Below are 20,422 nucleotides of genomic sequence, written 5' to 3' on the forward strand. Positions count from 1 at the left end.
GTTTCGTTCCTCGGAGAATTTGACATGCAGGGACTTCTCTTCGACAGCGATACCGGCGGCCGCATGGTCATCCGCGCGGTTATCGTCATTCTCGGCTTCTGGACCGCATGGCGCGCAGGCCGCGCTGTCGCCTCCAACTGGGAAACCTATCCTCTTGTCGTCATCTACAGCTTTCTGATCGGCCTTGGCCTGCAGTTTCTGCACCATTCGCTATTCGAAGGGCCGGTGTTCGATCCCACCATCTACATCATCGACATCGTTCTTCTGCTCGTCTTTGCGACGGCGGGATACCGGTATCGGCGTACCGATCAGATGGTGAATAACTATTACTGGCTCTATGAAAAGACCTCGGCCTTTTCCTGGAAGAAGAAGAATTGACAGCGTGCCGAAACTAGGCACAGTCTGTATGTAGAAGTTGCGTCATCCTGCCTCATAAAAACGAAAGACCGACGACAGGATGATGCTTCCAAAGTTCGGAATACAAGCTTTACCGGCGTGATGATTGGTGGGTATCGCGCAGGGCAAATCAAACGGAACCCGCTTAAAAAATTGGGAGTAACAATATGAAGAAGTATCTTCTGTCGGCGGTGGCTCTGTCGGCGATGATCACATTCGGCGGCGTTGCTAAGGCCGACATCATTGTCGGCGTTGGCGGTCCCTTGACAGGCCCGAATGCTGCGTTCGGCGCGCAGCTCCAGAAGGGTGCCGAGCAGGCCGCTGCCGATATCAATGCGGCTGGCGGCATCAATGGGGAAAAGGTCAAGATCGAACTCGGCGACGACGTCTCCGACGCCAAGCAGGGCGTTTCAGTTGCCAACAAGTTCGTCGCAGACGGTGTGAAGTTCGTTGTCGGTCACTTCAACTCGGGCGTTTCCATCCCGGCTTCCGAAGTTTACGCCGAAAACGGCATCCTGCAGATCACTCCCGCTTCGACCAATCCGAAGTTCACGGAACGCGGCCTGTGGAACACCTTCCGTACTTGCGGTCGCGACGACCAGCAGGGCGAAGTTGCCGGCAAGTATATCGCCGACAATTTCAAGGGCGCCAAGGTTGCCGTCGTTCATGACAAGACCCCGTATGGTCAGGGCCTTGCCGACGAAACCAAGAAGAACCTCAACGCCGCCGGCGTGAAGGAGGTTCTCTACGAAGGCATCACCCCCGGTGACAAGGACTACTCCGCCCTCATCGCCAAGATGAAGCAGGCTGGCGTCGACTTCGTCTATTACGGCGGTCTGCATACCGAAGCCGGCCTCATCATGCGTCAGATGGCCGACCAGGGCGTAAAGGCTCACTTCATGTCCGGTGACGGTATCGTCTCGAACGAATTGGCTTCGATCGCCGGCGACGCCGTTGACGGCACGCTGATGACCTTCGCGCCGGATCCGCGCAAGAACCCGGCTTCCAAGGATCTGGTTGCCAAGTTCCGCGCTGCAGGCTACGAGCCGGAAGGCTACACGCTCTACTCCTACTCGGCTCTGCAGGTCATCGCTGCCGCTGCCAAGGCTGCCGGTTCCAACGATCCGATGGCTGTTGCGGACGCTCTGAAGGCAAAGGGTCCGTTCAAGACCGCCATCGGCGAGCTTGGCTTCAACGCCAAGGGCGATATCACCCGTCCGGATTACGTCATGTACAAGTGGGCCAAGGGCTCCGACGGCAAGTACAACTACGACGAAATCTCGAAGTAATTCTTGCATCGCCTTTACGGGCATTGCTGATCTTAGGAGCCCGGCCATCGGCCGGGCTTTTCTCATGCCGTTTTCATAGTTCCGAAGTCGGTTCGCCGTTTCCTTCGTGCAAAAGCTGCTTTAAATCTGCCCCTGTATCGGCAGGAGGAAGGCAGCATGAGCAAACCCCGTATTCTCGTTACACGGCGCTGGCCGGCCGCGGTCGAGGCCGTGCTCTCGGAGCGTTTCGACACCACTTTGAACAGGGATGACGCAGCACTCGATGCGGGGCAGCTGCGCGAGGCGCTGCTCACCTATGACGGCGTCCTGCCGACCGTATCCGACAAGCTTCCGGCCGCGCTCTTCGAAGGTCAGGTAATCCGCACAAGAATCCTCGGCAATTTCGGTGTCGGCTTCAATCACATCGATGTCGCCGCCGCCAAGGAAAAGGGCATCGTCGTCACCAACACGCCCGGCGTGCTGACGGATTGCACGGCCGATATCGCCATGCTGCTCCTGCTTTCCGTTGCCCGGCGCGGCGGAGAAGGGGAGCGCGAACTCAGGGCCGGGGCATGGACCGGCTGGCGGCCGACGCATCTCGTCGGTACCAAAGTCACCGGCAAGACAGTCGGCATCATCGGCTTCGGCCGCATCGGCAGGGCGTTCGCGCAACGCTGCCATTTCGGCTTCGGCATGGATGTCGTCTTCTACAACCGCTCCGCCATCGATCCGATGGAGGCCGCGCGCTATGGCGCCGTGCAACTGCAGAGGGTGGAGGATGTTCTCGAAGTCTCGGACTTCGTCTCCCTTCATTGCCCCGGCGGTGCCGAAAACCGTCACCTGATGAATGCGGCCCGCTTCGCAGCCATGAAACCCGGCGCCTTCCTGATCAATACGGCAAGGGGAGATGTCGTCGACGAGGCGGCGCTGATTTCCGCACTGGAGAAGGGGACGATCCGCGGCGCCGGCCTCGATGTCTATGAGGCGGAGCCGCATGTACCCGAGCGTCTGCGGGCGATGAACAATGTCGTCCTCCTGCCGCATCTCGGCAGCGCCACCGAAGAGACGCGCACCGCCATGGGCATGAAGGTCGTGGACAATATCACCGCCTTCTTTGCCGGGCACCAGCCGCCGGATCGGGTGATATAGCTTCTTCCTGCCGCAAGCCGAGAGAGGGCGTGACGGTGCCTACACTTCATGCAGAACATGCGCTGCCTTGACGGCGGCCGATGCGCGGTTCTCGACGCCAAGCTTCACATAGATCTGTTCCAGATGCTTGTTCACCGTGCGGGCTGACAGCCCGAGGATTTCGCCTATGTCGCGGTTCGATTTACCCTTGGCGAGCCACAGCAGCACTTCGGATTCGCGTTGCGTCAGCGCGAAGTGCTGGCGCAAGGCTTCGTCGTCTGCGCGCTGACTGGTGGCCGTCAGGCGAAACAGATATTCGTCGGGGCCGATGGCTCCGAGGAAGGTGAATTGCAATGCGGCCTGACCGCCATTGCTGATCGAAAGAAGATTGTCGCGTGCCGCACCGAGCCGTTCCCGTTCCAGCATGAAGGCGGCAATGTGTTTCGAGGCGAGATCAAGCCCGTCGTCGCTGCCGGTTGCGGCATTGATGAGGCGGGTCGCCTGCGGCGTCGACCAATGGATGGCGCCATTGCCCTTGACCGCCAGGAGATGGCGGCCGGCAGCGTCGAGAGCCACTCTGGCGCTCTGGGCGGAGCGGGCATTGCGCAAGTGCACGCGGATGCGGGCGCGCAGCTCATCGATATTGATCGGTTTGGTGAGATAGTCGACACCGCCCGATTCGAGCGCATGCACCACATGCTCGGTCTCGGTCAGTCCGGTCATGAACACGACGGGGATCTGGGCGATGCCCGCATTGGCCTTCAAGCGGCGGCAGGTCTCAAAACCATCCATCGTTGGCATGACGGCGTCGAGCAGGATGAGATCGGGCGTGATGCGTTCGACGATGTTCAGTGCCGCCGATCCGGACGTGGCGATCAGTACGGAGAAGCCGGATTGCTCGAGCGCATCCGTCAGGAAGCCGAGCGCCTCGGGCGAATCGTCCACCAGCAAGACTATGTCACGGGGAAGGGTGGGCTCAGCCAATCTGTTCTACCTTTTCAGTATCGAAGCCGTGCAGCACGTTCAGGAACCCGTCGAGATCGAAGGCCTGGACATGAGCGCGCAAAGCGTCGGTGAAGGGCCTGTTCTCGTCCAGCTTGGCGAGATCCGCAAGCTTCGCCTCGATGCCTCTGATATAGCCGATCTCGCCGAGTCGCATCAGTTCGCGGACATGTTCTATCCCTGGGCTCTTCAGGGGCGGTGGCGGCTTTGGCGCGACCGGGGCGGAGGCATCGGCATAGAGCCATTTCAACCCGAGGTGCAGCGCAAGCTTGTCGCGCAGCTGGCGGATATCGACCGGCTTGGAGATGGCGTCGTTGTGGCTGTCGTCGCTGTCGGTCGCGGCGGCGGCATCGCCGATATTGGCCGACAGCATCAGGATCGGCGCCGTCTGGCCGTTTTCCCTAAGCCGCGAGACGAGCTGCCAACCATTCATGCCGGGCATGGAAATATCGACCAGGAACAGATCCGGCTTGATGCCCTCGATCAGCGTCAGGCAGTCCGGCCCGCCGGCCGCCGTCAGCACGATGAAATCGAGCGGCGACAGTATCTCGCGCATCAGCTCGCGATGATCTTCATTGTCATCGACAACGACGATGGTACGGCGCGGCCCCTCGTAGCCGGCAATGCGCTGCTCCTGCGCCGGCGGTTTCATCGGCCGAATCACGGCCGACAGCATCAGGCGCACTCTGAACGTCGAGCCGACATCCTTCTCGCTTGTGACCGAAATCTCGCCGCCGAGCGTATTCGTCAGCAGCTGGGTGATCGTCAAACCAAGGCCAAGCCCCGGCATGGGTCTGACGCTGTCGGCCTCGCCGCGCTGGAAAGGCTCGTAGATACGGGTAATATCTTTTGCCGCGATGCCGCGACCGGTATCGGAAACCGTGAAGGTGGCGACCTGGTTGCGGTAGCTCACTTCGAAGCGGACTCTGCCTTCATCGGTGAATTTGATGGCATTTGAAAGCAGGTTGACCAGGATCTGGCGCAGCCGCTTCTCGTCGGTGCGGACATAGTCGGGCAGCGCTGGAGAGCGTTCGTGGATGAAAGTCAGCCCCTTGGCCTGTGCCTGCGGATGGAACATGTCGACGATCTGGTCGAGGAAATCCTGGATGTTGATCTCGTTGGAATAGACCTGCAAACGGCCCGCCTCGATCTTCGAAATATCCAGCAGCCCGTCGATCAGGCCTGAAAGATGCTCGGCGCTGCGCCGGATGACCTTCAGCGAGGATTGCCGGGGCGCCGGAATGGTCTCGTCGCGCTCCAATATCTGCGCATAGCCGAGCACAGCATTGAGCGGCGTGCGCAGCTCGTGGCTGAGACCCACGACATAGCGGCTCTTGGCGCGGTTTGCCGCCTCCGCCGCTTCCTTGGCACCCTGCAGGGCAGCGTCCGTCTTCTTGTGCGCAGCAATTTCCTTCAAGAGCAGCGTGTTCTGGCGTGAGGATTCCTCCTCGGCGACAACGCGGCTGTCATGGGCAAGCACATAGAACCAGCAGACGACGCCGGCGATGACGGCAAAGACGAAGAAGACGATGAGAATGGTGCGATTGACGACGGCGGCCGTCTCCGGAGAAGCGGCCCCGACCTGATGCGCGATCATTGCCAGGATCGCTCCCACGGCGGTCAGCGCCACGGCAACGGCAATGCCGTAGCGGCCGAGGCGCGTGGCGAGCTTCGCCACGATGCTTTCCGGCAGCAGGGTCCTTGCGACGGTAGCGACCTGCGTATTGAGGCGCGCCTTCGGCTTGCACATGTCGTGGCAGCGGCTGTCGAGCGAACAGCAGAGCGAGCAGATCGGCGCGGCATAGGCAGGGCACCACGCCATATCCTCCGGCTCGAACGGGTGTTCGCAGACGGAACAGGTAATGGTGGTCAGGTTCTTCCAGCTCTGTCGCGGTTTGCGAGCAAGATAGTACTTGCCCCCCGTGATCCAGGCGATGGCGGGCGAGGCGATGAGTGCGACGATCAGGGTGATATAGGGTGCAAGCGAGGCGGCGATCGAACCGAAGGCGCCGAAATGCGCGATGAGAGCGATGGTAGCCGAAAGCGCCATCGCACCGAGGCCGACCGGATTGATGTCGTAGAGATGCGCGCGCTTGAATTCGATGCCGGGCGGGGCCAACCCCAGCGGCTTGTTGATGAAGAGATCGGCGGAGATGGTGCAGAGCCAGGCCATGGCGATGATCGAGAAGATGCCGAGCGTCTCCTCCAGCAGCCGGTAGATGCCGAGCTCCATCAACAAGAGCGCGATGGCGACGTTGAAGACCAGCCAGATGACGCGGCCTGGATGGCTGTGTGTCAGCCGCGAAAAGAAGTTCGACCATGCGAGCGAGCCGGCATAGGCATTCATGACGTTGATCTTCAGCTGCGAGATCATCACGAAGGCTGCCATCAGGAGCAGCGCGGCATTGTGCCAGGGGATCATGTAGCCGAAGGCGGTCAGATACATCTGCGCGGGATCGGCGGCGCGGTCGGCCGGCACGCCAGAGGTCAGCGTCAGGACGACGAGGAAGGAACCGGCGAGCAGCTTCGGCGCTCCGATGATGACCCATCCCGGTCCAGCGAGAAAGATGGCGAGGCGATGGCGCCATTTGCGATGGCCGTCCGGCGGCAGGAAGCGCAGGAAATCGGCCTGTTCGCCGATCTGCGACATCAGCGCCAGGATGACGGCGGAGGCGGCGCCGAACTCGATCAGATCGAAGGGGGCGGCGGTGCCTGGTGCGCTCGCGGGATGATGGATGCCCGCGAAGGCGCGCCAGAGATCGAATTTTTCCCAGTCGGCAAAGGCGATGAAGACGAAGGGCAGGATGTTGAGAACGATCCAGAAGGGCTGCGTCAGCAGCTGGAACCGGCTAATGAGGCGCACGCCATGGGTGACGAGCGGGATCACCATGACGGCGCTGACGATGTAGCCGATCCACACGGGTATGCCGAGTGTCAGCTCGAGCGCACCGGACATGATCGAGGCTTCGATCGCAAACAGCATGAAGGTGAAGCTGGCATAGATCAGCGAAGTGATGGTCGAGCCGATATAGCCGAAGCTTGCGCCGCGGGTCAGAAGATCGATGTCGACGCCGTGGCGGATGGCGTATCGGCTGATCGGCAGGCCGACGGCCAGCATGACGAGGCTGGCGACGATGATCGCGTAGAAAGCGTTGGTCGTGCCGTAGGACAGCGTGATCGTGCCGCCGATCGCCTCCAGCGCCAGGAAGGAAATGGCGCCGATCGCGGTTTGCGAGATGCGTTGCGAGGAAAACTGGCGTGCGCTCTTGGCGGTAAAACGCAGGGCGTAGTCTTCCAGCGTCTGGTTTGCGACCCAGCGATTATATTCGCGTCTTACCGGAATGATGCGTTGCCGCGCAGCCATGCTTGCCCTTCAGTCGTCCCGCCTTGGTCGTTCCGGCGGTCCAGAGATGTCGTAACACGGATCGATACGGTGCTTAAGGGCATGAGAGTGCACAAAGCTGCACATTTCGCCCCGGCGCCTACGTCATATTACGTATGTGGTTTCCCAAGGGGCTGCCGGATAGTCGCTGAAGGCAACGGTTAATCCTTGTTTACCGGCCGTTGCGGCAGACAAAAGAGGGGAACCATAGATGAAACTCAAGACTCTCGTCTCCGGCGCGCTGCTCGGCGCCATCATGTCCACGACAGCATTCCACGGCGCTTTCGCAGCCGACGACACCATCAAGGTCGGCGTCCTGCATTCGCTGTCCGGCACCATGGCGATCTCGGAAACGACGCTGAAGGACGCCATGCTGATGCTCATCGACGAGCAGAACAAGAAGGGCGGCGTTCTCGGCAAGAAGCTCGAGCCCGTCGTCGTCGATCCGGCCTCCGACTGGCCGCTCTTTGCCGAAAAGGCCCGCGAACTGATCCAGAAGGACAAGGTCTCCGCCGTGTTCGGTTGCTGGACTTCCGTGTCGCGCAAGTCAGTGCTGCCCGTCTTCAAGGAACTGAATTCGATCCTGTTCTATCCGGTACAGTTCGAAGGCGAGGAGTCCGAGCGTAACGTCTTCTATACAGGCGCCGCCCCGAACCAGCAGGCAATTCCGGCCGTCGACTACCTGATGAAGAACGAAGGCGTGCAGCGCTGGGTGCTCGAAGGCACCGACTATGTCTATCCGCGCACGACCAACAAGATCCTCGAAGCCTATCTGAAATCGAAGGGCGTCAAGGACGAAGACATCATCATCAACTACACGCCGTTCGGCTTCTCCGACTGGCAGACGGAAGTCTCCAAGATCAAGGCCTTCGGCGCGGCCGGCAAGAAGACGGCCGTCGTCTCCACCATCAACGGCGACGCCAACGTTCCCTTCTACAAGGAGCTCGGCAACCAGGGCGTCAAGGCTGAAGATATTCCGGTCGTCGCCTTTTCGGTCGGCGAAGAAGAGCTTGCCGGTGTCGACACCAAGCCGCTTGTGGGACATCTCGCCGCCTGGAACTACTTCCAGTCGGTCGATACGCCCGCCAACGCCGCCTTCATCAAGGAGTGGCATGCCTACACCAAGAATGACAAGCGTGTGACCAACGACCCGATGGAAGCCGCCTATATCGGCTTCAACATGTGGGTAAAGGCCGTCGAGAAGGCCGGCACGACCGATCCGGACAAGGTGATCGACGCGCTCGTCGGTGTCGCGGTACCGAACCTCACCGGCGGCACCGCCACCATGATGCCGAACCACTACATCACCAAGCCAGTCCTGATCGGCGAAGTGCAGGAAAACGGTCAGTTCGACGTCGTGTCGCAGACCCCGGCCGTGGTCGGCAAGGAATGGTCCGACTACCTGCCTGATAGCAAGGACCTGATCTCGGATTGGCGCATGCCGCTGAACTGCGGCAACTTCAACGTCACCACCGGCAAGTGCGGCGGCAAGGGCTCCTGATACCAGCCGACACAAGATCGCCGCGGGCAGGATTTTCTGGCCGCGGCAGCTTGAGGGGACTAGCGCAATGTTCGACAAATTCGTTTACCGCATGGCCTTGGCGCTGGTCGCCTGCTTCTGTCTGATGCTGGTGCTGATGGCGACAAGCCTGCGCGCCCAGGAGGACGCCCATAGCCTGATCAATTCGCTCGGCCAGGCCAATTTCCAGAAGGCCGGCGATATCGTCCAGAGCCTTGCGAAGTCAGGTGATCCCAAGGTCGTACCGGCATTGCAGGCCTTCTCCGACGGCGATCTTTATGTCAGGAAATCCGACAATCAGGTATTCATCGCCAAATCCTCTGGCGACATGATGGATCTGCTGGATCCCGTGAGCGGGCAGGTGGTCGGCCAGGAAGGCAAGGACAATCTCGGCAAGATCAAGATCAACAACAATCTGCGCCGTGCGGTTCGCGCGGCTCTCGGCGGTCTGACGCTGATGAGCCCGGATCGCGCTACGAGGCTCGAGGCGGCGCAATCCGTTTTGAAGGCGCCGAGTGCGGATTCGCTTGACGCCGTCGAGACGGCGCTGCAGTCCGAGAAGGACACGGACATTCGCGGTGTGCTTGAACGCGCAAAAGCGGTTGCCGTGCTCGGCTCGGACCGTCCGATCGAAGAAAAAAAGGCGGCAATCGAGACGATCAAGAACGAAGGCGGCCGCGATGCCATCGGCATTCTCTCGTCGGTTTCCGTCGATGATAGCCTGAAGCCCGATGTTACCGCCGCCATTGCGGGCATCCAGGATCAATTGAAGTTCTGGGATGCGGTTCAGAATGTCTGGTATGGCCTGTCGCTCGGCTCGGTGCTGCTGCTGGCCGCCATCGGCCTTGCGATTACCTTCGGTGTCATGGGCATCATCAACATGGCCCATGGTGAAATGGTGATGCTCGGCGCCTACTCGACCTTCGTCGTTCAAAGCATCATCCGCACCTCTTATCCCGAACTCTTCGACTGGTCGCTGGCGATCGCCCTGCCTGTCGCCTTCATCGTCACCGGTGCCGTCGGCCTCGTCATCGAGCGCGGCGTTATCCGCTTCCTTTACGGCCGGCCTCTCGAAACGCTGCTCGCCACCTGGGGTATTTCGCTGATCCTGCAGCAGGCGGTGCGTTCGATCTTCGGGCCGACCAATCAGGAAGTCGGCAACCCCTCGTGGATGTCCGGCTCCTTCGACCTCGGCTATCTCTCCATCACCTGGAACCGGCTCTGGATCATCGTCTTTTCGCTCGGCGTGTTCGTTGCGCTCCTGCTTCTTCTCAAGCGCTCGGCCTTCGGGCTGCAGATGCGGGCGGTGACGCAGAACCGGCGCATGGCCTCATCGATGGGGATCCGTACCTCCTGGGTTGACGCCTTCACCTTTGCGCTCGGCTCGGGCATCGCGGGCATGGCGGGTGTCGCGCTCTCGCAGATCGACAACGTCTCGCCGAACCTCGGCCAGAGCTACATTATCGACAGTTTCATGGTCGTGGTGTTCGGCGGTGTGGGCAATCTCTGGGGGACGCTCGTCGGGGCCTTCTCGCTCGGCATCCTCAACAAGTTCCTCGAGCCCTATGCGGGGGCGGTGCTCGGCAAGATCCTCGTCCTCGTTCTCATCATCCTCTTTATTCAGAAACGTCCGCGCGGGCTCTTCGCCCTCAAGGGAAGGGCGGTGGAAGCATGATCACGGCCTTTCTTCTTCGCTCGCTCGACCGCCGTATCAGCATCGCGATCGCGATCCTGCTTGCCGTCGCCGTGCTCGTGCCGCTGTCGAACCTGCTGTTGCCCGAAACGAGCGCACTACATGTGCCGACCTATCTGATGTCGTTGTTCGGCAAATATCTGACCTATGCACTGCTCGCCTTGGCGCTCGATCTGGTGTGGGGTTATTGCGGCATTCTCTCGCTCGGCCATGGCGCCTTCTTCGCGCTCGGCGGCTATGCGATGGGCATGTATCTGATGCGGCAGATCGGTTCGCGCGGCACCTACGGCAATCCGATCCTGCCCGACTTCATGGTCTTCCTGAATTGGAAGGAGCTGCCGTGGTTCTGGTATGGCTTCGATCAGTTCTGGTTCGCCATGCTGATGGTCCTCGTCGCGCCCGGCTTGCTTGCCTTCGTCTTCGGCTGGTTTGCCTTCCGCTCGCGCGTCAACGGCGTCTATCTGTCGATCATTACGCAGGCGATGACCTATGCGCTGCTGCTTGCCTTCTTCCGCAACGACATGGGCTTCGGCGGCAATAATGGTCTGACCGATTTCAAGGATATTATCGGCTTCAACATCCAGGCCGATGGCACGCGTGCCGTGCTGTTCGCCATCACGGCCGTGTTCCTGGCGCTGGCATTGATGCTGTCTTCGGCCATCGTCCGCTCGAAGTTCGGTAAGGTGCTTGTGGGCGTGCGCGACGCCGAAAGCCGCACGCGCTTTCTCGGCTATCGCGTCGAGCATATGAAGCTCTTCGTTTTCGTCGTATCGGCCATGATGGCCGGTATTGCCGGCGCGCTCTACGTGCCGCAGATCGGCATCATCAATCCCGGCGAGTTTGCGCCGGCCAATTCGATCGAAGTCGTCATCTGGACGGCCGTCGGCGGGAGAGCGACCCTGATCGGCCCGATCATCGGCGCCGTGCTGGTCAATGGCGGCAAGACCATCTTTACCGGGCTGTTTCCCGAGTTCTGGCTGTTTGCGCTTGGCGGCCTGTTCGTCGCGGTGACGTTGTTCCTGCCAAAGGGCATCGTCGGCACCATCGCGCAGTATCTCGGAAGGAAACATACGCCGGCAAGCCCACCGCCCAAGGCTGCGAAGGATGAAGCCCAACAGTCCGTGCAGGCTGCGGAGTAGGACCATGATCCCCGATATCAAACCCAACAGTATGCTCTATCTCAACAACGTCTCCGTTTCCTTCGATGGCTTCAAGGCTTTGAACTCGCTGTCGATCGTCATCGAGCCTGGCGAACTTCGCGCCATCATCGGACCGAACGGTGCCGGCAAGACGACGATGATGGACATCATCACCGGCAAGACGCGACCGGACGAGGGAGAAGTATTCTTCAATGGCCAGATCGACCTGACGAAGAAGGACGAGGCCGATATTGCCCAGCTCGGCATCGGCCGGAAATTCCAGAAGCCGACCGTCTTCGAAAGCCATACCGTCTGGGACAATCTCGAACTGGCACTCAACCGCAATCGCGGCGTCTTCGCGACGCTGTTCTACCGGCTGACGCCCGCCGATCGCGAGCGTATCGAGGAAATCCTGGAGACGGTGCGGCTTTCGCATCGGCGCGACGAGCTGGCGGCCAACCTTTCGCATGGCCAGAAGCAGTGGCTGGAGATCGGCATGCTGCTGGCGCAGGAGCCGAAGCTCCTGCTGGTCGACGAACCGGTGGCGGGAATGACGGATGCCGAGACGGCGGAAACCGCCGTGCTTTTGAAGGAAATCGCCAAGACGCGTTCGGTCGTCGTGGTCGAGCACGACATGGGCTTCATCCGCGATCTCGGCGTCAAGGTCACGTGTCTCGCCGAAGGATCTGTTCTGGCGGAAGGATCGATCGATTTCGTCAGCAGTGATCCGAGGGTAATCGAGAACTATCTGGGGCGGTAGGTGGTTTTGGGATGAGGGGGCGTGAGGGAAAAGGAAGAGAATTGAGATGCTGACAGTCGAAAACGCAAATCTGCATTATGGTGCCGCTCAGGCGCTGCGCGGCATCTCCATCAAGGCCGAGATGGGCAAGATCACCTGCGTCCTTGGGCGCAATGGCGTCGGCAAAAGCTCGCTCTTGCGTGCGGTCACCGGACAGCATGCCTTGTCGGCCGGCACGGTTGCGTTCAATGGTGTGACACTGAACGGCATGGCACCATTCGCGCGCGCCAAGCAGGGGATCGGTTATGTGCCGCAAGGCCGCGAGATCTTTCCGCTGCTGACGGTGAAGGAAAATCTCGAGACCGGTTATGCGCCGCTTTCCCGACGCGACCGCAGCATTCCTGATGATATCTACAGCCTGTTCCCGGTGCTGAAGTCCATGCTCTCGCGCCGCGGCGGCGATCTCTCCGGCGGCCAGCAGCAGCAGCTGGCGATCGGCCGCGCGATGGTGACGCGGCCGAAGATCCTGGTGCTGGATGAGCCGACCGAGGGCATCCAGCCGTCGATCATCAAGGATATCGGCCGCGCGATCCGCTATCTCAGGGATTCCACCGGCATGGCGATCCTGCTCGTCGAGCAATATCTCGATTTCTGCCGCGAGCTCGCCGATTACGTCTACATCATGGATCGTGGCGAGATCGTGCATGAAGGCCTGGCGGAGACACTGGATACGCCGGAGGCCCGGCGTCATCTGACCGTCTGAGGCGATTGCCTTTCTTTTTGGCTTTTGATGAAAAATGTGGCTGACATGGCTGATAATGGGCCGATATCGCGTGGCATCGCATAAGGCACAGAAATTGCTTGCGTTTGTTCTTTGCCGGGTTTCAATGGCTGCAGGGCTGGGCGTCAATCATGACGCGCAAAGGTCGTTGTAGCACTTTTAATCTGCTGCATAATTTTACCCTTAAATCGATGCCGATTTAGGGAATTATGCAGGGGCTTTGGCATGATGTGATGTGTGGAGAGGCAGATGGCAATGACGGCGGCAGGCACGAGACCGCAGAGGGCGCGTGGTCGCGGCCATCTTGCGGCCAAGTCGCTTGGCGGCCGCACGCGCCTTGCCGAGCTCTTTCAGGAGGGTGCGGCAAAGATCAGACTGCCGGAAACCTTCGACCATTCCATGGAAGCCGTCATTATCAACACCGCCGGCGGCCTGACCGGCGGCGACCGGATGGATTGGAGCGTCGTCGCCGGGCCGGGTACGCGCATTGATGTGACGACGCAGGCCTGTGAGAAGATCTACAAGGCTTCGGCGGGTACGGCCGAGGTGCTGACATCCATAAAGATTGGCGCCGGTGCGCGGGTCGATTGGCTGCCGCAGGAGACCATCCTCTTCGATCGTGCTTCGCTTTCGCGCGCGTTGACTGTAGAGCTTGACGGCACGGCCGAATTCCTTGCCGTCGAGGCGATCCTGCTTGGGCGGAAAGCCATGGGCGAGGCCATGGAGCAGGGATTGTTTCGCGATCGCTGGCGCATCCGCCGCGGCGAACGGCTGGTTCATGCCGAGGAGCTGCGCCTGGACGGCGATGTAGCCGCATTAACGGCCAAGGCGGCTGTCCTGAGCGGCCAGGTTGCCTTCGCGACCCTGCTTTATGTCGGTCCGCAGGCGGAAGCCTATCTCGGCCGTATCCGGCCGCTCCTCGAAACGCATATGGGAGGCGCCAGCCACTGGGGCGAGAAGCTCGTCGTGCGCCTTGCCGCCGCCGATGGTTTCGCGCTCAGAAAAATCCTCATCCCGATCATTTCCACCTTGCGCAATGGAGCGCCTGTGCCGAAAGTCTGGAACCTGTAAATTGAGCAAACAGCAATCACATAGGTAGGCGATGAACCTCACTCCGAGAGAAAAAGACAAGCTGCTGATTTCGATGGCGGCGATGGTGGCGCGGCGGCGGCTGGAGCGCGGCGTCAAGCTCAATCATCCCGAAGCCATCGCGCTGATCACGGACTTCGTAGTGGAAGGCGCCCGCGACGGCCGCGCCGTCGCCGAGCTCATGGAGGCCGGCGCCCATGTCATTACCCGCGATCAGGTGATGGAAGGTGTCGCCGAGATGATCCATGACGTTCAGGTCGAAGCGACGTTCCCCGACGGCACCAAGCTCGTGACCGTCCACGAGCCTATCCGGTGAGGTTGAAATGCTGGAACTGAGACCCAACTGCGAATGCTGCGACAAGAATTTACCGCCGGACAGCGAGGAGGCAATGATCTGCACGTTCGAGTGCACCTTCTGCGCCGATTGTGTCAATGCGGTGCTGGACGGCGTCTGCCCGAACTGCGGCGGTGATTTCGCGCGGCGTCCCATCCGCCCGGTGGCGCTGCTTGCCAAATATCCCGCTTCGACCAAGCGTGTTCTAAAAGCTGAGGGATGTGCGCCCATCCAGGCCGCATGAGGAGAGAACCATGATCCCAGGTGAAATCATCGCCGCGAGCGGCGACATCGAACTCAATGCCGGAGCGCCGACCGTGACGCTTGAGGTTTCCAATACCGGCGATCGGCCGGTGCAGGTCGGAAGCCACTATCACTTTGCCGAGACCAATGCCGGGCTTTCCTTCGACCGCGACAAGGCGAAGGGCATGCGGCTCGATATTCCCGCCGGAACCGCCGTGCGCTTCGAACCGGGACAGACACGCTCGGTGACGCTGATCCCACTGTCGGGCAAGCGCGAAGTCTACGGTTTCCGCCAGCTGGTCATGGGCAAGCTTTAGGGTAGGAGAAGCTCCATGCCGATGAAATCGCTTGCACCGGTTGCGGCCCTTGTCGCAGTCCTGACCTGCGGCCCAGTCTCTGCACAGCAGACCATGCACGAACCGAAGGTCGATTGTGCCAAGGCAGAGACACAGACGGACTTGAACGTTTGTGCTGTGCTCGAATTCGGTGAGGCCGACAAGGCACTGAACGCACAATATAAGAAGACGCGCGCAGCTATGGTCGCCATCGATGCGGATCTCGACAATAACATGAAGGGTGCCGAAAAGGCGCTCATCAAAGCGCAGCGCGCCTGGGTGGATTATCGCGACGGCGAGTGCGAGGCGCAGGGATTTCAGGCGCGGGGCGGCTCCATGGAGCCCATGCTTGTTTCCGGTTGCAAAGCTGATTTGACCAAGAAGCGAACCAAGGAATTGAAGGATCTCGCCGCTGGGCCGGAGGGCAATCAGTGAGCCTGAGGCGCGCAGTGATGATCGTCGGTAATGGTGAGATCGCGGCAGGCGCGGCGGATGTCATCGATGCTGCAGATCTCGTGATCCGCTTCAACGATTGTCGCTCGATGGGAGCAGGCGGCAGCCGCACCGATGTCGTCGCGGTCTGCAATACGGGCCAGCCGGCACGCGCCATGCTCGGCTCGGCCGAGTGGCGCAGGAGCCCCGCCGTTGCCTCCTCGTCTGAAGTCTGGAGCGTGCGCGATCCAAGAAAATTCGCCGCACTGCGCGCACCGCTGGCAATTTCGCATCCGGAACTCGACGATTTCTGCGACGATTATACCGATCAGTTCGCTGCCTTTTGCCAGGCGACCGGCAAGCGGCATGTCGTGATCGATCAATCCGTTCACGAAGGCGTGGACGCGGCGCTGGCGGGTTACGATCCAGGCTCCTATGTGGTGCCGAGCAGCGGCATAATCGTGATTGCCGATGTGCTGTTGCGCCATCCCGACGATGATATCGCCATTACCGGTTTCAGCCACACGGGCTGGGAAGAACATCCCTTTGCCGCCGAAAAACGGCTGGCGGAGGCTTACATATCCCTCGGCCGCCTGCGGCGCCTTGCCGACACGAACCTCATCTCTGCCTCCCAAGGAGACTGACCCATGCCCTACAAGATTTCCCGCGCCGCCTATGCCAGCATGTTCGGACCGACCGTCGGCGACAAGGTTCGGCTGGCCGATACCGAATTGTTCATCGAGGTGGAGAAGGATTTCACCACCTATGGCGAGGAAGTGAAGTTCGGCGGCGGCAAGGTCATTCGCGATGGCATGGGCCAGAGCCAGGTGACGCGCGCCAACGGGGCCGTCGATACCGTCATCACCAATGCGCTGATCTTGGACCACTGGGGCATCGTGAAAGCGGATATCGGCTTGAAGGAGGGCCGCATCGTCGCGATCGGCAAGGCCGGTAATCCGGATATGCAGCCCGATGTCAACATCATCGTCGGACCGGGCACGGAAGCGATCGCGGGCGAGGGCAAGATCGTCACCGCCGGCGGCATGGACAGTCATATCCATTTCATCTGCCCGCAGCAGATCGATGAAGCCCTGATGTCTGGTATCACCACCATGCTCGGCGGCGGTACCGGCCCGGCCCATGGAACGCTGGCAACGACCTGCACGCCCGGCCCCTGGCATCTGGCGCGCATGATCGAAGCCTTCGACGCTTTCCCGATGAATATCGGCCTCTCGGCCAAGGGCAATGCGTCTTTGCCCGCCGCCTTGGAGGAGATGGTGCTCGGCGGCGCCTGCTCACTCAAATTGCATGAGGACTGGGGCACGACGCCGGCGGCGATCGACTGCTGCCTCAGCGTTGCCGATGAATACGACGTTCAGGTGATGATCCACACGGATACCTTGAACGAAAGCGGCTTCGTCGAGGATACGATCGGCGCCATCAAGGGTCGCACGATCCATGCATTCCATACCGAGGGCGCAGGCGGCGGGCACGCGCCCGATATCATCAAAATCTGCGGCCAGTCGAACGTCATCCCGTCTTCGACCAATCCGACGCGTCCCTATACGGTTAACACGATCGCCGAGCATCTGGACATGCTGATGGTCTGCCATCACCTGTCGCCGTCGATCCCGGAGGATATCGCCTTCGCCGAAAGCCGAATCCGCAAGGAGACGATCGCTGCGGAGGATATTCTCCACGATATCGGCGCCTTCTCGATCATTTCATCCGACAGCCAGGCCATGGGCCGTGTCGGCGAAGTGGCGATCCGCACCTGGCAGACCGCCGACAAGATGAAGCGCCAGCGCGGCCGTCTGGCGCAGGAGATTGGCGACAACGACAATTTCCGGGTGAAGCGCTACATCGCCAAATATACGATCAATCCGGCGATTGCGCATGGCGTCAGCCATGAGGTCGGTTCGATCGAAGTCGGCAAGCGCGCCGATCTGGTATTTTGGAATCCGGCCTTTTTCGGCGTGAAGCCGGAGATGGTGTTGCTCGGCGGGTCCATTGCCGCGGCGCCCATGGGTGATCCGAATGCCTCGATCCCGACGCCGCAGCCGATGCATTACCGGCCGATGTTCGGCGCGTATGGCAAGAATCGGACGAACTCCTCCGTGACCTTCGTTTCGCAGGCTGCTTTCGATGCCGGGCTTGCCGGCAAGCTCGGCATCGCCAAGGCGCTGCTGCCCGTCAGAAACACGCGCGGCGGCATCTCCAAGGCATCGATGATCCATAACAGCCTAACGCCGCATATCGAGGTGGATCCGGAAACCTATGAAGTGCGCGCCGATGGCAAGCTGCTGACCTGCGAGCCGGCGACGGTGCTGCCGATGGCGCAGCGCTATTTCCTGTTCTGAGGACATTTCCAAGCTTGATTGCCGGCGAGTGTGAGAAAGCCCCGGTTTCGGGGTTTTTCCGATGCTGCGCGCCGAATGCGGTTTTGCCGAAAGCGTGGTGTGGCGGTGCCGGCGCCTCGCATTTCCATCGGCAACCCTGATTTTGCAGATCAGCGCTCTTGGTTGTTCACAACTTGGGAAATGCAACGCATTTTAATCATTACATTAAAGACCTGGAAGCGCCTTCACCCCTATCTCACATGATCGAAACGGTAGGCTGAGGAAGGTGAATCGCATGAAACGATGGATTTCGCTGCAGGCCGAGCTCGGTAACTTTCAGCAGCGACGTGCGATTTTTATTTTCGCGCTTAAGATGAGTTTTGTCGCCGTCATCATGTCGCTTGCCATCATCCTGGCGATGCTTTTCCTGCTGCAATGGTTCGATCTTCTGCCGTTGCCGATTCTGGAGGCAATGCGCTTCGGCGTTCTTCTGGCATGGATTATCGGCGGCACAGTTTCCGGCGCTGTGGCAGTGCTGGCGGGCTTTTCGATTCACAGGCTTGCGGTCTCCCGCGCCGAGTTCGAACGGCTGAGCCGTACCGACATGCTGTCCGGCCTCCTCAACCGCCGCGCTTTCACCGAGGCGCTGGATACGGCTGCAGACGGCGCTTCGCTTGTTATCTTCGATCTCGACCGGTTCAAGGCAATCAACGATCGCTTCGGACACGCATCCGGCGACGCCGTAATCGTTGCGGTGTCGCAGATACTTTCCGACGCCTTTACGGGAGATGACGTGATCGCCCGGCTCGGCGGCGAAGAATTCGGCGCGATCATTTATGGTGGCGACACTGCCGCGCGCATTGCGCGCATCGAAGAAATCAAGGAACGGATTGCCGAACACCCAATCGTCGTCGACGGCGGCTCGGTGAAGATCACCATGTCCGCCGGGATTGCCGACATCACCAGGGATCGCAAGACGGAGACCGTCTATGCCGCGGCCGACAAGGCCCTTTATCTTGCCAAAACGCTCGGCCGCAATCGTGTCATGCACGAGCGCGAGCGACTGTCGCAGGTCTGGCATCGCTGCGCGACCGAGCACGAGCAGGAAGCGACGACCGATCCCCGGGAGCTGCAGCGCTACGTGCAGCGGATGTAGCACATAGGCGTGTCATTGATGCTTGCACAGCGGATGACTATTTTGCATGGTCTGACAAACTCATAATTTGGAACCGACATGCAACGCGTCACCTCCTATCTGCCGGCCGGCACTCCTTCTTCCAATCCGATCGATCGTGTCGTCCTGCCGCATGATCTCAGGCATCTTCGCCGCAAGCTGCTGCATCTCGAAAATGGCGACATGGTCATGCTCGACCTCAAGGAGCCGGTGCTGTTTGCGAGCGGCGATCTGCTGGTGCGCGAGGATGGCGAGCTGATCGAAATCGTCGCGGCGGACGAAAAGCTTTTCGAGATTCGCCCGCGCGACCGCAGGCATCTGATCGAGCTCGCCTGGCATCTCGGTAACCGGCATCTGTCCGCGCAGATCGAGGAAGAGCGCATCCTGATCCTGCGCGATCATGTGATCCGCTCCATGCTCGAAGGATTGGGCGCAGTTGTGACCGAGGTGAGCGAGCCTTTCCAGCCTGCCCGCGGCGCCTATCACTCCCATGGCGGCCATTCGCACGGGCACGGGCACAATCACGATCATGGGCATGATCATCATGATCACGCGCACGATTGAACGTCGATGGACATTGCGGTGACGGATGATCGCGACGATCTGCAGGCGCTCCTGCGGCTGATGGCCTGGCTATCGCCGGCGTTTCCGGTGGGGTCCTTCGCCTATTCCGGTGGTCTCGAGCGTGCCGTACACGACGGTCTGGTGGCAGACAGTGCCGGGCTCGGAGACTGGATTTCCACGCTCATGCAGAATGGTTCGGTGTGGAATGACGTGGTCCTGCTGGTCGAGGCGCATCGGGCGGGCGCGGATGCGCAGCGGCTCGCAGCAGTCGCGGAGCTGGCCGAAGCGCTGGCAGGCTCGAAGGAGCGGCACGATGAGACCCTGTTGCTTGGAAATGCCTTTCTTTCTGCCGCTGCCGCCTGGCCGCAGGAGATTTTTTCCATGCTTCCAGCAAGGATCGCTTACCCTGTTGCGGTCGGTGCAATCGCGGGTGCTCATGGCATCCCGGCAGAAAAGGCCGCCGCCGCTTTCCTGCATGCGCTGGCCTCGCAGATGGTGTCGGCCGGCATCCGGCTCGGTGTCGGCGGGCAGAAGGATGGCGTTGCCATCCTTGCGCGGCTGGAGGGTTTCTTTGCCGCTATGGCGCGACGGGTGGCGCAATCCAGCCTCGATGATCTCGGCTCAGCGAGCGTGCAGGCTGACATAGCGAGCTTGCGTCATGAAACCCAGGGCACGCGGCTCTTCCGTTCATGATGCGCTGTTGGGGAAATATCATGATCCTGGCGTCACTACGTCATTCGCCGCTGTGCGGCGGCCGAACGCTTCGTTATGCTAGAGCAATTCCAGGAAAAGTGCGCCGCGGTTTTCCGTCCGGAATTGCGAGAAAACATAGAAATAGAGCGGTTCACAGATTCCTTGAAAAGCT

19 protein-coding genes and 1 pseudogene are annotated in these 20,422 nt (G+C 60.6%); 18 read left to right on the top strand and 2 right to left on the bottom strand.

Features of this window, described 5'->3' with window-relative positions; all coding sequences use genetic code 11:
* Positions 1 to 24: 24 nt before the first annotated feature.
* The 3 genes from FHT84_RS13325 to FHT84_RS13335 all read left to right on the top strand — a co-directional run bounded on the left by FHT84_RS13325 (position 25) and on the right by FHT84_RS13335 (position 2,813).
* Positions 25 to 378: a DUF6867 family protein gene (locus FHT84_RS13325; RefSeq protein WP_112340450.1), complete on the top strand. Its 354-nt coding sequence runs from the start codon at positions 25 to 27 to the stop codon at positions 376 to 378.
* Between the two features lie 185 nt (positions 379 to 563).
* Positions 564 to 1,685: a branched-chain amino acid ABC transporter substrate-binding protein gene (locus tag FHT84_RS13330; protein ID WP_112340449.1), complete on the top strand. Its 1,122-nt coding sequence runs from the start codon at positions 564 to 566 to the stop codon at positions 1,683 to 1,685.
* 156 nt (positions 1,686 to 1,841) lie between these two features.
* On the top strand, positions 1,842 to 2,813 hold the full coding sequence (locus FHT84_RS13335) for a D-glycerate dehydrogenase (RefSeq protein WP_112340448.1): 972 nt from the start codon (positions 1,842 to 1,844) through the stop codon (positions 2,811 to 2,813).
* A 39-nt stretch (positions 2,814 to 2,852) separates the two neighbouring features.
* On the opposite strand, the gene FHT84_RS13340 is transcribed toward FHT84_RS13335, so the two are convergent.
* Positions 2,853 to 3,776 (bottom strand): response regulator transcription factor, encoded by a 924-nt coding sequence (locus tag FHT84_RS13340; RefSeq protein ID WP_112340447.1) that lies wholly within the window; start codon positions 3,774 to 3,776, stop codon positions 2,853 to 2,855.
* Positions 3,769 to 7,158 carry an ATP-binding protein gene (locus FHT84_RS13345; RefSeq protein ID WP_112340446.1) on the bottom strand — a complete coding sequence of 1,130 codons (3,390 nt, stop codon included), beginning with the start codon at positions 7,156 to 7,158 and terminating at the stop codon, positions 3,769 to 3,771. Before FHT84_RS13345 ends, FHT84_RS13340 begins: the two co-directional genes overlap by 8 nt.
* 229 nt (positions 7,159 to 7,387) lie before the next feature.
* Between FHT84_RS13345 and urtA the strand changes: the two genes are divergently transcribed.
* The 15 genes and pseudogenes from urtA (at position 7,388) to FHT84_RS13420 (ending at position 20,250) form a co-directional block, all read left to right on the top strand.
* Complete coding sequence (urtA, locus tag FHT84_RS13350) at positions 7,388 to 8,677, top strand: urea ABC transporter substrate-binding protein (RefSeq protein WP_112340445.1); 1,290 nt, start codon at positions 7,388 to 7,390, stop codon at positions 8,675 to 8,677.
* A 124-nt stretch (positions 8,678 to 8,801) separates the two neighbouring features.
* Positions 8,802 to 10,370 carry an urea ABC transporter permease subunit UrtB gene (urtB, locus tag FHT84_RS13355; RefSeq protein ID WP_245430253.1) on the top strand — a complete coding sequence of 523 codons (1,569 nt, stop codon included), beginning with the start codon at positions 8,802 to 8,804 and terminating at the stop codon, positions 10,368 to 10,370.
* Positions 10,367 to 11,455 (top strand): annotated as a pseudogene (urtC, locus tag FHT84_RS13360) (urea ABC transporter permease subunit UrtC); the annotation flags it as partial. The gene urtB and the pseudogene urtC, both read left to right, overlap by 4 nt.
* A 76-nt stretch (positions 11,456 to 11,531) precedes the next feature.
* A complete protein-coding gene (gene urtD / locus FHT84_RS13365) occupies positions 11,532 to 12,287 on the top strand; it encodes an urea ABC transporter ATP-binding protein UrtD (protein WP_112340442.1) in 756 nt (251 codons plus the stop codon).
* Positions 12,288 to 12,333: 46 nt separating this feature from the next.
* Entirely contained in the window at positions 12,334 to 13,029 is a 696-nt protein-coding gene (urtE, locus tag FHT84_RS13370; RefSeq protein ID WP_112340441.1) for an urea ABC transporter ATP-binding subunit UrtE, read from the top strand.
* 267 nt (positions 13,030 to 13,296) lie between these two features.
* The gene (locus tag FHT84_RS13375; protein ID WP_113250541.1) at positions 13,297 to 14,118 is read left to right on the top strand and encodes an urease accessory protein UreD; all 822 of its coding nucleotides are present in this window, start codon (positions 13,297 to 13,299) and stop codon (positions 14,116 to 14,118) included.
* 31 nt (positions 14,119 to 14,149) lie between these two features.
* Entirely contained in the window at positions 14,150 to 14,452 is a 303-nt protein-coding gene (locus tag FHT84_RS13380) for an urease subunit gamma (protein WP_112340439.1), read from the top strand.
* A 7-nt stretch (positions 14,453 to 14,459) separates the two neighbouring features.
* The gene (locus FHT84_RS13385) at positions 14,460 to 14,714 is read left to right on the top strand and encodes a DUF1272 domain-containing protein (protein ID WP_112340438.1); all 255 of its coding nucleotides are present in this window, start codon (positions 14,460 to 14,462) and stop codon (positions 14,712 to 14,714) included.
* Between the two features lie 10 nt (positions 14,715 to 14,724).
* Entirely contained in the window at positions 14,725 to 15,030 is a 306-nt protein-coding gene (locus FHT84_RS13390; protein WP_112340437.1) for an urease subunit beta, read from the top strand.
* 15 nt (positions 15,031 to 15,045) lie between these two features.
* Entirely contained in the window at positions 15,046 to 15,483 is a 438-nt protein-coding gene (locus tag FHT84_RS13395; RefSeq protein WP_245430245.1) for a lysozyme inhibitor LprI family protein, read from the top strand.
* A 17-nt stretch (positions 15,484 to 15,500) separates the two neighbouring features.
* Complete coding sequence (locus tag FHT84_RS13400; RefSeq protein WP_112340436.1) at positions 15,501 to 16,124, top strand: Urease operon accessory protein; 624 nt, start codon at positions 15,501 to 15,503, stop codon at positions 16,122 to 16,124.
* 3 nt (positions 16,125 to 16,127) lie between these two features.
* Positions 16,128 to 17,840 (top strand): urease subunit alpha, encoded by a 1,713-nt coding sequence (gene ureC, locus FHT84_RS13405; RefSeq protein ID WP_112340435.1) that lies wholly within the window; start codon positions 16,128 to 16,130, stop codon positions 17,838 to 17,840.
* Between the two features lie 274 nt (positions 17,841 to 18,114).
* Positions 18,115 to 18,975, top strand: coding sequence for a GGDEF domain-containing protein (locus tag FHT84_RS13410; protein ID WP_113250542.1), 861 nt, complete (start codon positions 18,115 to 18,117; stop codon positions 18,973 to 18,975).
* 78 nt (positions 18,976 to 19,053) lie between these two features.
* Complete coding sequence (gene ureE / locus FHT84_RS13415; RefSeq protein WP_113250543.1) at positions 19,054 to 19,557, top strand: urease accessory protein UreE; 504 nt, start codon at positions 19,054 to 19,056, stop codon at positions 19,555 to 19,557.
* A gap of 18 nt (positions 19,558 to 19,575) precedes the next feature.
* Positions 19,576 to 20,250 carry an urease accessory protein UreF gene (locus FHT84_RS13420; protein WP_112340565.1) on the top strand — a complete coding sequence of 225 codons (675 nt, stop codon included), beginning with the start codon at positions 19,576 to 19,578 and terminating at the stop codon, positions 20,248 to 20,250.
* Positions 20,251 to 20,422: the final 172 nt, after the last annotated feature.

Origin of the sequence: Rhizobium sp. BK289 (genome assembly GCF_014193575.1) — a bacterium.
Classification (GTDB): domain Bacteria; phylum Pseudomonadota; class Alphaproteobacteria; order Rhizobiales; family Rhizobiaceae; genus Rhizobium; species Rhizobium tropici_C.

What these genes read in the sequence shown, in the direction of transcription:
- FHT84_RS13410 (WP_113250542.1), top strand. Translation starts at nt 18,115, where the DNA reads ATGAAACGATGGATTTCGCTGCAGGCCGAGCTCGGTAACTTTCAGCAG.
- urtA (WP_112340445.1), top strand. Translation starts at nt 7,388, where the DNA reads ATGAAACTCAAGACTCTCGTCTCCGGCGCGCTGCTCGGCGCCATCATG.
- FHT84_RS13385 (WP_112340438.1), top strand. Translation starts at nt 14,460, where the DNA reads ATGCTGGAACTGAGACCCAACTGCGAATGCTGCGACAAGAATTTACCG.
- FHT84_RS13380 (WP_112340439.1), top strand. Translation starts at nt 14,150, where the DNA reads ATGAACCTCACTCCGAGAGAAAAAGACAAGCTGCTGATTTCGATGGCG.
- ureE (WP_113250543.1), top strand. Translation starts at nt 19,054, where the DNA reads ATGCAACGCGTCACCTCCTATCTGCCGGCCGGCACTCCTTCTTCCAAT.
- urtB (WP_245430253.1), top strand. Translation starts at nt 8,802, where the DNA reads ATGCTGGTGCTGATGGCGACAAGCCTGCGCGCCCAGGAGGACGCCCAT.
- urtD (WP_112340442.1), top strand. Translation starts at nt 11,532, where the DNA reads ATGATCCCCGATATCAAACCCAACAGTATGCTCTATCTCAACAACGTC.
- FHT84_RS13345 (WP_112340446.1), bottom strand. Translation starts at nt 7,158, where the DNA reads ATGGCTGCGCGGCAACGCATCATTCCGGTAAGACGCGAATATAATCGC.
- FHT84_RS13375 (WP_113250541.1), top strand. Translation starts at nt 13,297, where the DNA reads ATGGCAATGACGGCGGCAGGCACGAGACCGCAGAGGGCGCGTGGTCGC.
- FHT84_RS13330 (WP_112340449.1), top strand. Translation starts at nt 564, where the DNA reads ATGAAGAAGTATCTTCTGTCGGCGGTGGCTCTGTCGGCGATGATCACA.
- FHT84_RS13335 (WP_112340448.1), top strand. Translation starts at nt 1,842, where the DNA reads ATGAGCAAACCCCGTATTCTCGTTACACGGCGCTGGCCGGCCGCGGTC.
- ureC (WP_112340435.1), top strand. Translation starts at nt 16,128, where the DNA reads ATGCCCTACAAGATTTCCCGCGCCGCCTATGCCAGCATGTTCGGACCG.
- FHT84_RS13400 (WP_112340436.1), top strand. Translation starts at nt 15,501, where the DNA reads ATGATCGTCGGTAATGGTGAGATCGCGGCAGGCGCGGCGGATGTCATC.
- urtE (WP_112340441.1), top strand. Translation starts at nt 12,334, where the DNA reads ATGCTGACAGTCGAAAACGCAAATCTGCATTATGGTGCCGCTCAGGCG.
- FHT84_RS13395 (WP_245430245.1), top strand. Translation starts at nt 15,046, where the DNA reads ATGCCGATGAAATCGCTTGCACCGGTTGCGGCCCTTGTCGCAGTCCTG.
- FHT84_RS13325 (WP_112340450.1), top strand. Translation starts at nt 25, where the DNA reads ATGCAGGGACTTCTCTTCGACAGCGATACCGGCGGCCGCATGGTCATC.
- FHT84_RS13390 (WP_112340437.1), top strand. Translation starts at nt 14,725, where the DNA reads ATGATCCCAGGTGAAATCATCGCCGCGAGCGGCGACATCGAACTCAAT.